14 protein-coding genes are annotated in these 14,909 nt (G+C 59.1%); 13 read left to right on the top strand and 1 reads right to left on the bottom strand.

Going from position 1 to position 14,909, the window contains the following annotated elements; translation table 11 throughout:
* The first annotated feature begins 18 nt into the window (after window positions 1-18).
* Window positions 19-1,164, top strand: coding sequence for an ABC transporter ATP-binding protein (locus tag AC0L7L_RS16930; RefSeq protein ID WP_272213213.1), 1,146 nt, complete (start codon window positions 19-21; stop codon window positions 1,162-1,164).
* Window positions 1,165-1,254: 90 nt separating this feature from the next.
* Here AC0L7L_RS16930 and AC0L7L_RS16925 read toward each other — a convergent pair whose 3' ends face one another.
* Window positions 1,255-1,974 carry a GntR family transcriptional regulator gene (locus AC0L7L_RS16925; RefSeq protein ID WP_473510240.1) on the bottom strand — a complete coding sequence of 240 codons (720 nt, stop codon included), beginning with the start codon at window positions 1,972-1,974 and terminating at the stop codon, window positions 1,255-1,257.
* A 326-nt stretch (window positions 1,975-2,300) separates the two neighbouring features.
* Here AC0L7L_RS16925 and AC0L7L_RS16920 point away from each other — a divergent pair, with 326 nt between their 5' ends.
* The 12 genes from AC0L7L_RS16920 (at window position 2,301) to AC0L7L_RS16865 (ending at window position 14,909) form a co-directional block, all read left to right on the top strand.
* Entirely contained in the window at window positions 2,301-3,545 is a 1,245-nt protein-coding gene (locus AC0L7L_RS16920; RefSeq protein WP_272213211.1) for an ABC transporter substrate-binding protein, read from the top strand.
* A gap of 81 nt (window positions 3,546-3,626) precedes the next feature.
* The gene (locus AC0L7L_RS16915) at window positions 3,627-4,565 is read left to right on the top strand and encodes a carbohydrate ABC transporter permease (protein WP_473510237.1); all 939 of its coding nucleotides are present in this window, start codon (window positions 3,627-3,629) and stop codon (window positions 4,563-4,565) included.
* Window positions 4,566-4,576: 11 nt separating this feature from the next.
* Window positions 4,577-5,407 (top strand): carbohydrate ABC transporter permease, encoded by an 831-nt coding sequence (locus AC0L7L_RS16910; protein ID WP_272213208.1) that lies wholly within the window; start codon window positions 4,577-4,579, stop codon window positions 5,405-5,407.
* 39 nt (window positions 5,408-5,446) lie between these two features.
* Window positions 5,447-6,373, top strand: a complete 927-nt coding sequence (locus AC0L7L_RS16905; RefSeq protein ID WP_272213207.1) for a dihydrodipicolinate synthase family protein — start codon at window positions 5,447-5,449, stop codon at window positions 6,371-6,373.
* A 53-nt stretch (window positions 6,374-6,426) separates the two neighbouring features.
* Complete coding sequence (locus AC0L7L_RS16900) at window positions 6,427-7,761, top strand: mandelate racemase/muconate lactonizing enzyme family protein (RefSeq protein ID WP_473510234.1); 1,335 nt, start codon at window positions 6,427-6,429, stop codon at window positions 7,759-7,761.
* A gap of 162 nt (window positions 7,762-7,923) precedes the next feature.
* Window positions 7,924-8,985, top strand: coding sequence for an ABC transporter ATP-binding protein (locus AC0L7L_RS16895; protein WP_272213205.1), 1,062 nt, complete (start codon window positions 7,924-7,926; stop codon window positions 8,983-8,985).
* Window positions 8,982-9,956, top strand: coding sequence for a 2-dehydro-3-deoxygalactonokinase (locus tag AC0L7L_RS16890; protein ID WP_473510232.1), 975 nt, complete (start codon window positions 8,982-8,984; stop codon window positions 9,954-9,956). The genes AC0L7L_RS16895 and AC0L7L_RS16890 overlap by 4 nt, the downstream gene beginning before the upstream one ends.
* 45 nt (window positions 9,957-10,001) lie before the next feature.
* Window positions 10,002-10,793: a TIM barrel protein gene (locus AC0L7L_RS16885; protein ID WP_272213203.1), complete on the top strand. Its 792-nt coding sequence runs from the start codon at window positions 10,002-10,004 to the stop codon at window positions 10,791-10,793.
* A gap of 242 nt (window positions 10,794-11,035) precedes the next feature.
* Complete coding sequence (gene dgoD, locus AC0L7L_RS16880) at window positions 11,036-12,184, top strand: galactonate dehydratase (protein ID WP_473510230.1); 1,149 nt, start codon at window positions 11,036-11,038, stop codon at window positions 12,182-12,184.
* The gene (locus tag AC0L7L_RS16875; RefSeq protein WP_473510228.1) at window positions 12,178-12,828 is read left to right on the top strand and encodes a 2-dehydro-3-deoxy-6-phosphogalactonate aldolase; all 651 of its coding nucleotides are present in this window, start codon (window positions 12,178-12,180) and stop codon (window positions 12,826-12,828) included. Before dgoD ends, AC0L7L_RS16875 begins: the two co-directional genes overlap by 7 nt.
* 139 nt (window positions 12,829-12,967) lie before the next feature.
* Window positions 12,968-13,906, top strand: a complete 939-nt coding sequence (locus AC0L7L_RS16870; protein WP_473510226.1) for a 2-hydroxyacid dehydrogenase — start codon at window positions 12,968-12,970, stop codon at window positions 13,904-13,906.
* 190 nt (window positions 13,907-14,096) lie between these two features.
* The gene (locus AC0L7L_RS16865) at window positions 14,097-14,909 is read left to right on the top strand and encodes an IclR family transcriptional regulator (RefSeq protein WP_272213200.1); all 813 of its coding nucleotides are present in this window, start codon (window positions 14,097-14,099) and stop codon (window positions 14,907-14,909) included.

Genomic DNA, 14,909 nt, shown 5'->3' with positions numbered 1-14,909 from the left:
AGAACCGGGAGGAAAATCATGACCGATGTGAAACTCGATCGCGTGGTCAAGCGCTTCGGAGAACTGGAGACCATCCACGGTGTTAATCTCAATATTGAAGGCGGTTCCTTCGTCGTTTTTGTCGGCCCCTCCGGCTGCGGGAAATCGACGCTCTTGCGGATGATTGCTGGGCTGGAGGAGGTCACCGAAGGTGATGTCTACATTGGCGGCAAATGCGTGACAGAAGCGAAAGCGAGTGCGCGTGGAATTGGCATGGTGTTCCAGTCCTACGCGCTTTATCCGCATATGACGGTGCGGGAAAATATGAGTTTCGGCCTGGAGGTTGCCGGCGAACCGAAGGAGGTGATTGCGGCGCGCGTCAGCGAAGCGGCTGAAATCCTCAAGCTCGGCGAGCTGCTGGACCGCAAGCCGCGCCAGCTTTCCGGCGGCCAGCGTCAGCGTGTTGCCATCGGCCGCACCATTGTGCGCCAGCCCAAGGTGTTCCTGTTTGATGAACCGCTTTCCAATCTCGATGCCGAGTTGCGGGTACAGATGCGCATCGAGATCACCAGGCTGCATGAACGGCTCGGCAACACGATGATCTATGTCACCCACGATCAGGTCGAAGCCATGACCATGGCCGACACGATCGTTGTCCTGCGTGATGGCGCGGTCGAGCAGGTCGGCACCCCGCTTACGCTTTATCACCGGCCGGAAAACCGTTTTGTTGCCGGTTTCATCGGCTCTCCCAAGATGAATTTCCTGCCTGTGCGTGTAAAGTCGGTCGGAAGTGACAGCTTCACAATCACGTTGCCGGATGGTCAGGACATATCGCTCTCCGCGCCTGGCCGGCTGCCTGCAAGCGGCGAAATGCTGGAGCTTGGCATTCGCCCCGAGCATTTCATCGTTGGAAAGGGTGGCGATTTCGAGGTCATGTTGCATTGCGATGTCGTGGAGGAACTTGGCGGTACCACCTATGTCTATGGTGAATATGACGAATGCCAAATCATCGTGGAAGGCGATGGTGATTTGCGGATTCAGCGCGGCAAGGACGGGCTTTTCAGCTTCGATCGAGACCGCTTGCATCTCTTCGATGACAAGGGCAGAGCGGTTATGCTTCAGCGGGACACTGATCCGTCGGCTGGTGGTGGCAACTCAGTTGCGACCGTCGTAACTGCCAACTGAATTCTGTGCGCAAGTGCCTTGGGTTGTGAGCGTAGGTCAGTCCCGGCCAAGGCCCATAAAATCTCGTGTGGCTGCTGGGCTAGCGGAATCTCACTTTCGTTGGCGTTCTTTCTGAAGCTTTTCGAAAGCAGAAAGCACGTCATGAAGCGTTGCCTTGACATGTTCTTCAGCGACCTGCCGCGCTATGGAGGCATCACGTTTGTGGAAGGCGTCAATCATAATGTGGTGTTCGGAGGTGACACGTTCGGCGAAGTCGGCGCTGCGTCCGCTTTGATTCATTAAGCCGAGGCTCAGCCAATAATAGCGGCGCAAGAGCTGGGCGGCTTCGATATTGCCCCCGTAGGAATTGATCAGGTTGTGAAACAGGGTATTGGCGTCATCCATCGCTTGCCAGTCCCGCTCATTCGCCGCCCGATCATGATCAACCTGAATGGATTCCAGCGTCCGGATTGCTGAGAGCGAGGCCTCCTCGGCAAACTGAGCTGCGAGAAACCCTTCCAATGCCTGACCGATCTCATGTGCATAGATTAGGCGGTTTCGATCAATCGCCGAAACCCGGGCACCCTGGTTAGGAACGATCCGGACCAGGCCTTCCCCCTCCAGCTGCTGCAAGGCTTCCCGCACGGGCTGCACACTGACGCCGTACTGCTCTGCCAGAGCCGCCATTGGGAGACGGCTGTCCTGCGGGAGCTCCCCTGCGATAATTGCCTCTCTCAGCTGCTTCGTAACACGCATATAGCTTGTTTCGACCGTTTCGCTATCGCCCGAAAAGCTGAGTTCTGGACCGTTGGTCAAGCGCGAATTTCTCATTTCATCCACCCTGGCGAAATTCCGCGACCGGCCGATCGGCGCAACGCGGTCAGGCTCCCCAATCGGATGCTTTTATCGCACCTGATGGGACAATGCACGAGTTGCATCCTTTACGCCAAGTTTGGTCATCGGCTCAAGGATGATTGCATATGATATTTATTTATTTGATACGATATTGACATGTTTGATACGATAATGCACGTTCCATCGCGAAATCGATGGACGTAAAGCGTGCTTCTGATCGCTTGCTTATCGGTTTCGCGTTTTTGAGGAGCGGGTTGTTGGCGTCGTCAGACGCGGCCCCGAAAAGAATCAGGGAGGAATGAATGCTGAATAAGCTCTTGCTTTCAGCGGTCTTCGGACTCGGTGTTGTGGCCGCTCCGGGACTCGCGACTGCGCAGGTCAATCTTACCTTCGCATCCTGGCAGTTTCAGGAGCCGGGGAATGCGGACTGGTGGAATGCGGTGATTGACGCGTTCGAGGAGGAGAACCCGGATATTTCCATCGAGGAGATCTACATTCCCTTCGCCGACTATCTTCCGCAAATGACGATCCGCTTTGCTTCCGGCCGTGCGCCTGCCGTCATGCAGCTCAACGAGCAGTTGTTCGGCTCGTTTGCCGCCCAGGGCTGGCTGGCGCCGCTTGACGACCGGATTGAAGGCACGGATATCGCGACCGACTGGGCTGCGCCGCAAAAGGCTCTGACATGGGACGGTGCGACCCGCGGTGTTCTCCTGTCCAACAACGCCTACCAGTTCTTCTATAACAAGGACATGCTGGCCGGGGCGGGGCTGCCGGTTCCCGACAGCTGGGAAAGCTTCAAGGAAACCGCAGCTGAAATGACAGATCGCGATGCTGGCATTTTCGGTCTGTCGGCAGTGACCACCGAGCATCCGACCGCCGTGGAAGACGTGCATCGCTACGCCATCTGGGCCGGAGCGAACCTAATCGAGGACGGGCAGTACAATCTGACGTCTCCCGAAGTCATCGACGCGATGAATGCCTATCGTGAAACCGTTGGGCAAAATGCCCCTCTCGGCAACAACTCGTCTGTCGCGCGTCAGCTCTTCATCGACGGCAGGACCTCCATGCTGATCGACGGGCCCTGGGTTTGGTCCTGGCTCGAGCGGGCGACGCCGGAAATGCGTCCGAAGCTTGTCATGGGCCGGCTGCCTTTCGATCCGCAGCTCGCTCCCGGTGGTCTGATCATGAACATCTCAGAGGGGCTTGATGAAGAGGTCGAGGATGCAGCCTGGAAATTCATCGCCTTTGCCAATTCGGAAGAATGGCAGCGCGAGTATCTGCTGACCACCGGTCAACCGCCCGGCCGCGCCGCAAACGTTCTGACACCGGAAGACGAGGAAGCTCATCCCAATCTGGCAATCGCCAGCGCCTCGGCTCTGGACGCTGTGCCGCTGTTTCCCAAGGAACAGCCGATCCAGATGAACTTCACCGAGTATTCCTCGGTCCTGATGGAGGCGGCGCTGCGTCTGCTTTCCACGAAAGATCCGACAGAGGACATCATGGCGGATGCTCAAGGTCAGCTCGAACGGGCGATCCCGCTCAACTGACGCTGACCTTTCGCAGGCCGCCGCATTCTCTCCCGCTGCGGCCTGCGGACTGATATCCAACCTTCAATTCGGGGAAAGCTCATGTCCATGTCGTCGGATGCCGAGCACGCCAGCCATGCCGGAACGCGCTTGAACTTCTATCGCCGGCAGCAAATCCTATCCTACTCCCTTATCCTGCCGGCAGCGCTCGGCGTGCTGACGCTCATTCTCTATCCGCTTTACCAGGTCGTCGACATCTCGCTGCGCGAGGGCCGCGTGATGAATTTCGCGCGCATTCACGATTTGCCTCTGGGCTTCGGAAATTACGTCAGAGTGCTGTCGGATCCGCAGTTCTGGAACAGCGTCTTCGTCTCGGTGGTCTATGTCGGCGGCAGTATCGCGATCGCCTACGCCATCGGGCTTGGGATCGCGCTTCTTTTGAACGAGCGCCTGCCGGGGAACCGGATCCTGCGTACTATCGTGCTTATCCCCTGGGCTGTGCCCGGTATCGTGCTCGGCATCATGTTCCTCTGGATCCTTGATTCTTCCTACGGCGTGTTCAACGCCATGCTGCGTGATCTCGGTATTCTGTCGGCTGACTTCCCGTGGTTCGTCGACCGGCGCACGGCGCTGATCTCGGTCATGGTGCCCACGATCTGGAAATCCTATCCGATGATCACGCTCACCGTGCTCGCAGCGCTGCAGTCGATCCCGCGCGAGCTCTATGAAGCGGCGAATGTCGACGGCGCCACCCATATCCAGAAGTTCCGCTTCATCACCTGGGCGGGTATCCGCGGGCCGTCGATGCTGGTGCTGATGATCAGCGCGCTCGGGATTTTCCGCGACGTCGACATTGTCTTCGGCACCACGGGCGGCGGACCGGCCCATGCGACGGAAACCATGTCGCTCTACGTCTACCGTGAAGCTTTCAATTATTTCCGTATGGGCACGGCCACGGCGGTCGGCACGGTGATGATCATCGTTGCGCTGATGATCGGCGCCATCTTCACCATCTTCGCGCAGCGCTCGAAATTCAAATAGGAGATGCAGTGATGACCTTGAGACGCTTCATCAGTTGGGCCATTCTCGTGCTTGTCGCGATCGTGACGCTGTTTCCGTTCTATTGGATGGTGATGACGGCGATCATGCCGACCGATGCCATCCTGTCGCGCAACCCGTCGCTGTTGCCGGACTTTTCACAGGTCAGCTTTGCAGCCTTCGCGGAAGTCTTCCGTGCTAGGCCATTTCTCAGCTGGACGATCAACAGCCTGATCGTATCAATCGGAAGTTCGGCCATCAGCCTGGTGCTCGCAACGCTCGCTGGTTATTCGCTGTCACGATTTACCAGCCGTCCGCAGCAGGCGCTCGGCGCCAGTCTGCTCATCAGCAAGCTCATTCCGGCGACGCTGATCCTCATTCCGCTGTTCATCATCTACAACAATATCGGGCTATTCGACACCTATATCGGCCTGATCTTCGCCAACATGACCGTCGGTATCCCGCTCGCGACCTGGCTGATGAAGGGCTTTTTCGACCGCATCCCCAGAGAGCTGGAACAGGCCGCGATGATTGACGGCGCCAGCCAGCTTCAGGCGCTGAGGATTGTCATCCTGCCACTGACAAAGCCTGGGCTTGCGGCTTCGGGCGTCTATCTGATCCTCACGAGTTGGTCGGAATTCATCTTCGCGCGCACGCTGATCTCCTCGCCCGAAAAGCAGGTGCTGACTGTCGGTATGCAGTCATTCGTGGGTGAGCAGTCAGTGGACTGGCAATTGCTGATGGCGGCTGGAACGCTCTCCGTCGTGCCGGCCATCATCCTGTTCATCCTGCTCGAACCTTTCCTGGTCAGCGGCATGACCAAGGGTGCGCTTTCGGCCTCGTGAGGCCGCAGCTGGAAACCAACGAAACACAGAGACATTAAGATGGATCGCAATACGTATCGGGGCATCTTCGTCATCGTCACGACGCCCTTTACCGAAGACCTTGCCATTGATGAGGATGGACTGCGTCGAACGCTCAGGTTCTGCCTCGACTGCGGCGTCCAAGGCGTCGTGTCCACCGCTAATGCCAGCGAGGTCGGCTATCTCTCGGATGCCGAGCGCAGGCGGGTGGCCGAAATCGTTGTGAAAGAAGCCAAAGGCAGGGTCCAGACCGTCGTCGGCGTATCGGCCAATCACTGGCGCATGTCGGCAGCCTTCGCCGAGCATGCGACCATGATCGGCGCCGATGCAATCATGGCCATGCCGCCGACCTTTCATCCGGCCACCCGGACGGAAATCAAGGCGCATTACCAGGCAATCAGCGCGGCAAGCGACCTGCCGCTGGTGCTCCAGAACGCGATCGGCCTCGGCGCCACGGTGATGAGCGCCGAACTGCTCGCCGACCTCGTCAACGAACTGCCGAACGCCCGATTCATCAAGGAAGAGACGGCCTACCCTGCGCAGATGACCGGCGACATCAGGGCGCTTGCCGGCGAACGGCTGATCGGTGTCATGGGCGGCCGCGCCGGCAAAACGCTGATGGAGGAACTGCCGCATGGCATCTGCGGCACCATGCCGGCCTGCGAATTCGCGGATGTGCATGTGGCGCTGTGGAACGCTATCGAGGCTGAGGACATGGTGCTCGCCCGGACGATCTTCCGCTGCCTGCTGCCGCTCCTCGATTTCGAGGCGAGCTACGGCATTCCGCTCTGCAAGGAGGTCGAGAAGGCACGCGGCATCATCGCCGGCTCTCACTGGCGCCAAACCGGCTACCGGACGCTCGACGATCATGCCCGTGCGGAAATGCTGACGCTCCTGGACGGTGCCACCGAATACATGAATCCGAAATATCCGCATCGCCCGGCCTGACGGCCGAGACGAAGCAACGATAACACGCATCCCGAACATTCAAGAGGTCAGACATGTCTGCAAATACGAGGGAAAACGAAGAAATCGGCCGCGTCGAGGACGCCGTGAACACCCATTCGCGGCCCACCGACATCAGGATCACCGACATGCGGCTGGCGGTGGTCGCATCGAATTACGACTATCCGATCCTTCGCATTGACACCAATCAGGGCGTCTATGGCATCGGCGAGGTCCGCGACGCTGGCCATGTCGAGAATGCGCTGCAGTTCAAGAGCATGCTGATCGGCCAGAATCCCTGCAATGTCGACATGCTGTTCAATGTGATGAAAAAGTTCGGTAGCTGGGGCCGCGAGGGCGGCGGCGTTTCCGGCATCGAGATCGCGCTTTGGGATCTTATTGGCAAGATCTACGGCGTGCCCTGCTACCAGTTCCTTGGCGGCAAGTACCGCGACCGCGTTCGCCTTTATGGCGACACGCCGACACCGGATAATCCGAGCGTCGAGGATTTTGTCAAGGCCGTCGAGAGCCGCCGTGACATGGGCCTTACCTTCATCAAGTTCGATCTGCGTCCGAGCCTGTTCGAGCGCGACGAGAAGATCCTTATCGGTCATGACGCACCCTATGACTACGACTTCTGGCCGGCCAGCATCTTCAAGGCGCCGGGGGCGGGTCGCGGCGTCAAGTTGACGGAAAAGAGCATCCAGAACGCCGTTGAAGTGGTGGCTGCTGTTCGTAAGGCTGTTGGCCCCGACATTCAGCTCTGCGTCGACCATTTCGGCCAGGGGTACATGATGACCGACGAGGCAATCCGCTTCGGCAAGGCGCTTGAACCCTACGATCTTGTCTGGATCGAGGACCCGGTTCCCTTTTTCGACATGGCCGCGCACAAGCGTGTCGCCGATGCGCTCCTGACCCCGATTGCAGCCGGAGAGGAATTGTTCCTGCGTGCCGGCTTCAAGGAAGCGATCGAAATGCGCGCCTTCGATATCATTCATCCCGATCTCCTCACATCCGGTGGTATGCTCGAGACCAAGCGCATTGCCGACGACGCAGAGGAAGCGGGCATTCCGACAGCCCTGCATTTCGCCGGCTCGCCGATTGCGTTCATGGCCAATGTCCATTGCGCGACGGCGATTTCCAGCTTCCTTGCGCTCGAGCATCACGGGTTGGACCTGCCATTCTGGACATCTCTCGTGACCGGTCTCGACGACGACTACATGGACGGCGGTTTCGTGAAGGTTCCGGAGAAGCCGGGTCTGGGTGTTGATCTGAACTACGAGGCGATCGAGGAAAATCTCAGGACGCCCGGCACCGCCTTCCTGCCGACCGATCAGTGGAACACGCCGAAGCTCGCCTTCTGGCGGCCGGACGATCGCTGGCCGGAATAGGGCCAAGAATGGGGCGGCAGGGGTGCAAGGAGCGCTGCTCCGCTGCCCGGCTGAAAATTAACTCAGGAGCTGTTCCGGTTGAAACGGTTTCGCCGGTGCATTGAAGGACAATGAGCGCCCGGCGGTTTTGACACCGCTCCGCTTATGGGAGGTCGAAAAATCATGGCTTCAATCACGATCGACAAGGTTCGCAAGTCATACGGAGCCCACGAGGTTCTGCATGGCGTGTCCATCGACATTAAGGACGGCGAGTTCGTGACCTTGGTCGGGCCGTCCGGTTGCGGGAAATCGACGCTGTTGCGTATGATTGCCGGCCTGGAATCGATTTCCGGCGGCCAGCTTTTATCCGGCGGCAAGGTCTTGAATGACCTTGCGCCCAAGGAACGCGACATCGCGATGGTGTTCCAGAACTACGCGCTTTATCCGCACATGACAGTGGCCCAGAACATGGGGTTTTCGCTGCGCCTGCGAAAAGCCGGGAAGGCGGAATTCGATGAGAAGGTCAACCGCGCCGCCGACATTCTGGGACTGAACGATTTTCTGGAACGCTATCCTGGGCAACTTTCGGGCGGCCAACGGCAGCGCGTTGCCATGGGGCGTGCGATCGTCCGCGACCCTTCAGTCTTTCTGTTCGATGAACCGCTGTCGAACCTTGATGCCAAACTCCGCGTGCAGATGCGCATCGAGATCAAGGCGCTGCACGAGCGGCTGAAAACCACCACGATCTACGTCACCCATGACCAGGTCGAAGCGATGACCATGGCCGACAAGATCGTCGTCATGCGCGATGGCGTGATCGAGCAGATGGGTTCGCCGCTCGATCTTTATGATGATCCCAATAATCGCTTTGTTGCCGGTTTCCTCGGATCGCCATCGATGAATTTCCTGGAAGCGCGATCGGTGGATCCGGCGTCGGGACGGGTCTCAATAGACGATGAGCTTAGCTTTCCGGCAGCCATGTCGAGGACCCATGCCGGACCGGTGACGGTTGGTATCAGGCCTGAACAGGTACGCATCGAAACGGACGGCCTGCCTGCGCAGGTCGAAGCTGTGGAGCCCATGGGCGCAGATACGCATCTGGTTGTTTCTGTCGCAGGGCAGAGCATGGCGATCGTGCTCCATGAACGCATTAGGGCCGCGATTGGCGAAAAGATCCGGATCAACCTGCCGGAGGATCAGCTTTACTTTTTCGAACCGGCGAACGGGGAGCGTATTCGACCATGACCGACAACGCGATAGGAGAGGCCGCTTCGCTGATCGCACTCGACTGGGGCACGTCTGCCCTTCGTGCCTATCTTATGGATGTTGATGGCGTGGTTCTGGACACGAGATCGAGCGATCGCGGCATTCAGAACCTGGCGCAGCCGGGCCATGCCGGTTTTGAAAAGGCGTTCGCGGAGATCCGCGCAGGCTGGCCGGAGGGTCTCCCGGTGATTGCCGGCGGCATGGTCGGCAGTGCTCAGGGTTGGAAGGAGGCGCCATACATTTCCTGCCCGGTTGACTTTGCCCAGTTGGCGGATGCTTCGGTCCACGTCACAACCGAGACCGGAGACGATGTTTTGATCGCGCCCGGCATGATCTATCGCCCCGACCATGGGCAGCCGGATGTCATGCGGGGGGAGGAGATCCAGATCGCAGGCGCTCTTGCGCAACACCCCAAGTTTGGCGTCAACGCCGAGTTTCTCTTGCCAGGCACACACTCAAAATGGGTCCGGGTTTCGAAAGGCAAGGTTGTCGACTTCACCACCTATATGACCGGTGAGCTGTTTTCGGTGCTTGCGCGCCATTCGATACTGGGGCGTCTGATGTCTGAAACGCCGGCGGAATGGAACGCCGCGGCTGCGGCATTTGCAGAGGGCGTGGCGGCCTCGGCGGCAGAACCGGATCGCCTTCAGCACCTCCTGTTCGGGGTGCGAACGCGCGGGCTGACCGGCGATTTGGCCGGCAATGTCCTCAGAGAATACCTTTCCGGATTGCTGATCGGCAACGAAATGGCGGCAAGTCTGGAGCGGCGGGCAGATGCGGACGCTCCATTGATATTGATTGGTGAGCAAGCGCTTTGCAGACGTTATCAGGACGCCTTGCGGATCCTTGATTGTCCACCCGCCGAATATGTCGACGACGCATCCTCCTCCGGGCTCTATCTGGTTGCCGGCAAAGCAGGACTTCTCAAAGCCGCTTCACTATCCGGCTGAATGCCATACCGATAGCAGCCCGCGCCACACCAAATGAGGACCGTCATGTCGCAACCTGAGTTTTCTGCCTGCCTCGAATGGCTTTTTGCCGAGCCCTCCGATGTTTTTGCCAACCGTATCGCCCACGCGGCAAAAGCGGGTTTCGATGCTTTCGAGTTCTGGCTGTGGTCGAACAAGGACATCGATGCGATCTGCCGAGTGGCCGAAGAACATGACATAGCGGTTGCCGGCTGCGTGGCCGAGCCTCTGATCCCGCTGACCGATCCGGCAAACCACGCGCGATGGTTGGCGGGTCTTGAGCAATCGATGGCGGTTGCTGAACGGTTTGGCGCGCCGGTCCTCATAGCCCAGGCCGGGAATGCGATAGAGGGAGCCGGCCGGCGGGCGCAAGGGGAGGCGCTTATCCTCGCTCTCCGGCAGGCCGCCGACATTCTTTCCGGGTCCGGCGTGCGCCTTGGTCTCGAGCCGCTCAATACGCGTGTCGACCACCCCGGCCATTTCCTCGATTCGACCTCTGAGGCGTTCGCGGTGGTTGAGAAGGTCGGGCGGGCAGAAGTCGGCGTCGTCTATGATCTCTATCACTCTGCTGTCATGGGCGAGCCATTCGAGGAGACGCTTTTTGGACATGTCGACAAGATCGTTCACGTGCATGTCGCGGATCATCCGGGAAGGCACGAACCGGGCAGCGGTAAGGTCGACCTTGTCCGTCGGCTCCGGTGGTTGCTCGACAATCATTACGCAGGACGCGTCGGTTTCGAGTTCAAACCCACGACGACCAGTCACGGGTCTCTGGCTGGCATGCGCGCAGATTTCGCAAGAAGCCTTGCCGCACTCTGACGCCGGCCTCTGGCGATAGGGCGCGTAAGGCGTCGCGCAGATGTTTGGTTCTGACACGAGTTTCATCTGGTAAACGCAATAAATATCTCATTATATGAGATATAAAATCATTATTTGACATACTTCTTGCCTGCGCTTACAACAGCGCCTGCGACCTGATGGCGTCCGGGGTGCAAGGCATGTGTCCTTTGATATCCCGCGCACCGGTCAGGCCGGCATCGTGCGAATAAAAGGACGTGGACATGAAGATCACCGCACTCAAAACCTGGCAGGTGCCCCCGCGCTGGATGTTCCTCAAGATCGAGACAGATGAAGGTATTGTCGGGTGGGGCGAGCCTGTTATCGAAGGCCGTGCCGCCACCGTGCAGGCCGCCATCGAAGAACTCTCCGACTATGTGATCGGCAAGGACCCGCGCAATATCCAGGACATCTGGCAGATGCTTTACCGTGGCGGTTTTTACCGCGGCGGCCCGATCCTGATGAGCGCCATTGCCGGCATCGATCAGGCGCTCTGGGACATCAAGGGCAAGGCGCTCGGCGTGCCTGTGCACCAGTTGCTCGGCGGAGCGGTGCGCGACAAGATGCGCATGTATTGCTGGATTGGCGGTGATCGTCCCGGCGATATCGGCCGTCAGGCGAAGGAAGTCGTCGCCAAGGGTTTTACTGCCTTCAAGATGAACGGCACCCCGGAAATGCAGATCGTTGACAGCCACCGCAAGGTGGACGAAGCGGTCGCTCGTGCCGCTGAGGCTCGCGAAGCCGTCGGTCCCGATGTCGGCATCGCGATTGATTTCCATGGTCGCGTCCATCGCCCGATGGCAAAGACGCTGCTGCGCGAACTGGAGCCGATCCATCCGCTGTTTGTCGAAGAGCCGGTGCTTACCGAGCAGCTCCATTGCCTACCGCAGATCGCCTCCGGACTTTCCTATCCGATTGCCACCGGCGAACGCATGTTCACCCGTTATGATTTCCGCGCCATCATGGAAGCCCGTATGGTCGATATCGTCCAGCCTGACCTCTGCCATTGCGGTGGCATCACCGAGGGTATGAAGATCGCGACGCTGGCGGAAACCTATGATGTCGCGCTTGCGCCGCATTGCCCGCTCGGACCGATCGCGCTTGCCGCCTCGCTGCAGCTCGACTTCATTTCCCCCAATGCCTTCATCCAGGAACAATCGATGGGCATTCATTACAACAAGGGCAATGACGTCCTCGATTATGTGACCGACCCCACGCCGTTGAAGATCGAGAACGGTTATCTACCCGTTCTCGACCAGCCAGGCCTCGGCGTCAGCATCGACGAAGAGAAAATTATCGAACGTTCGCAGGAAGGGCATCGCTGGCGCAACCCGATCTGGCGGCACGAAGATGGGAGCATCGCAGAATGGTAAAAGGTCTCGATATTCTGGACGACGCATTTGCGGCCATGCCGCTGGTCGCCATTCTGCGCGGGGTTACGGTCGAAGAAGTCGATGCTGTCGCCGATGCGGTGATTGCAGCCGGCTTCCGCTTCATCGAAGTGCCACTGAACTCGCCGGATCCGTTCACCTCCATCGTAAGGCTTTCGGCACGGCTGCCGGAAGATGTCCTTGTTGGCGCCGGTACGGTGCTCGATGTTGCCGATGTCGACCGGCTGCATGAGGCCGGCGGTACGCTGATGGTTTCGCCCAATGTCGATCCCGCCGTCATCGGCAAGGCCGTCTCCTACGGAATGGCGACCATGCCCGGTGCGCTGACGCCGACGGAATGCTTCCGGGCGCTGAAGGCCGGTGCGAGCGCAGTGAAGATCTTCCCTGCGGGCCGAATGGGGCCTGACTATCTGCCGGATATCAAGGCCGTGCTTCCCAAGGGCACAAGGCTTCTACCCGTCGGTGGGGTCGACGTCACCAACATGGCGGCCTTCATGGAAAAGGGGGCGGCCGGCTTCGGTTTCGGCTCGACGCTCTACAAGTCCGGAAAGTCCGTCGAGGATATCTTTGCTTCAGCCCAGGCGCTGGTGGCCGAGTATCGCCGGATTACGGGCGCCTCGGGTTAAAGTCCGGCGCATCAAAGCAAGCGCTTCTGCAATGCCACGGCAGGCGGCGAAGCGCTCTCCATCAATATCGTCGCTGGAAACGGGCTCGGAGATGTCTCCCGGTCCGGACGGCGAAGCCTTGCCAAATGAGGAAATCAGAATGTCTATCGATGTGCTTTCCGTCGCGCCGCTGCCGCCCAGGCTCGACCGCCAGATGGAGGAAGCCTACGCCTATCACCGTTACGACGAGGTCGTGGCGCGCGGTGACTTGGAGGCGCTTATTCCCCGCATCCGTGCGCTCGCCGCCAATGGCGAATCGAACGTCACCGCCGACTTTATTGCTCAATTTCCCAATCTCGAAATCCTGTCGGTTTTCGGCGTTGGCTATGACGGCGTCGATGTCGCCGCGGCGCATAAGCATGGGGTTATCGTGACCCACACGCCCGGCGTTTTGACGGATGACGTTTCCGACCATGCCATCGGCCTGATGCTGTCGGTTGCCAGGCGTACGCCCGTTGCCGACCGTTTTGTTCGCAAAGGCAAATGGGTCGATGGCGGCTTCCCGTTTACGAAAAAAGTCAGCGGTTCCCGACTCGGTATTGTCGGCCTCGGACGGATTGGCACAGCCATCGCCAGACGCGCTGAAGCGTTTTCCATGGATATCGCCTATACTGATCGCGCCCCGGTGGACGGCGTGTCCTATCGCTTTCAGGAGACACCGGAAGAGCTGGCGGCCAACGTCGATTTTCTCGTTGCGACCACCTATGGCGGCCCGTCGACCCGTGGTCTCATCGGCGCAAAGGTTCTTTCGGCCCTCGGCCCCGAAGGCTATCTGATCAACGTTGCCCGCGGAACTGTCGTTGACGAAACCGCGCTGATCGCAGCGCTTCGGAATGGAACAATCGCGGGCGCGGGGCTCGATGTATTCGAGAATGAACCGCACGTACCAGAGGCGCTTAAGGCGTTGGATAACGTCGTGCTGACGCCGCATATGGCAAGCGCCACCAACGAAACGCGCAAGGCGATGTCCGATCTCTTTGCTGAAAACCTGGCGGCCCATTTCGCCGGTCGGTCGGTTCCGGCCAGGGTGCCGCAGTAACCGGGCGTCTGGTCGGTTCAAAACGGTTGTCTCAGACAGAATTGCTTGAACCTTATCTTCGCGCCGGGGGGGGGCGAAGGTTGCATTTTCTCTCTTTCCTTTCGCTCTATTGTCTCATATAATGAACAGGTAATATTTTATTTGACACAAATTTTATGTGGCAGTAGGAAAGAAGCAAAGGTACAAACCAATGACGACAACCGAAGACAAAGACCCGATTGATGGCCCGAAAAGCGCTCCTGCCGGCACGCAGACGCTGAGCCGCGGCCTCGCCATTCTCGAATGCGTGGCGGACGGGATTTCCGACGTGAAGGGAATTTCCGCAGCAATCGGGAAGCCCCGCAGCACTGTTCACCGCATGCTCGGGAATCTGGTCGCCGAGGGGTATCTTCATCATGTGCCGTATAGCGGTTATCTGATTGGGCCCAAGCTCATCCGGCTCGGTATGGCGGGGTTGGAACAGCGCCCGCTGGTCGCACTGGCAAAGCCGCATCTCGAAGCGCTGGCGCGCAAGACCAACGACACAGTCCATCTTGCCGAACTTGATGGGGCAACGCTGTTCTATCTCGCCAAGATCCCCGGTCGCCGTGGCCTCGAAATGCGTTCGCGTATCGGAAAGCGCATGCCTGCCGCATCGACCGGTGTCGGCAAGGGGCTGATGCTCGGTCTGCCCAAATCGACCTGGAAGGGCCTCTACGAACAGGCTTGCGCCTTCAGCGCTCAGAGCGACGAGCGACCGCAGTTGGCGCCGTGGAGCGAGTTCGAACAGGGCATGGATGCCTATGTGGCAGACGGCTTCTCACTCGATTTCGAGGAAAACGAACTGGGTATCCGTTGTGTCGGAGCACCGATTCTCGATGTCCGTGGTGAAGCTGTGGCTGGCGTAAGTATCGCGAGTGCCGTGCCGTATATGCCGGAGGAACGTATGCGTTCACTGGGGCCAGTGGTTCGAGCAACGGCAGACGCGATTTCCGCCGAACTTGGCTGGAAACCAAAGGAGTAA

This window comes from Martelella sp. K41-7, assembly GCF_055808365.1.
This window is presented reverse-complemented; position numbering and strand designations above follow the sequence as displayed.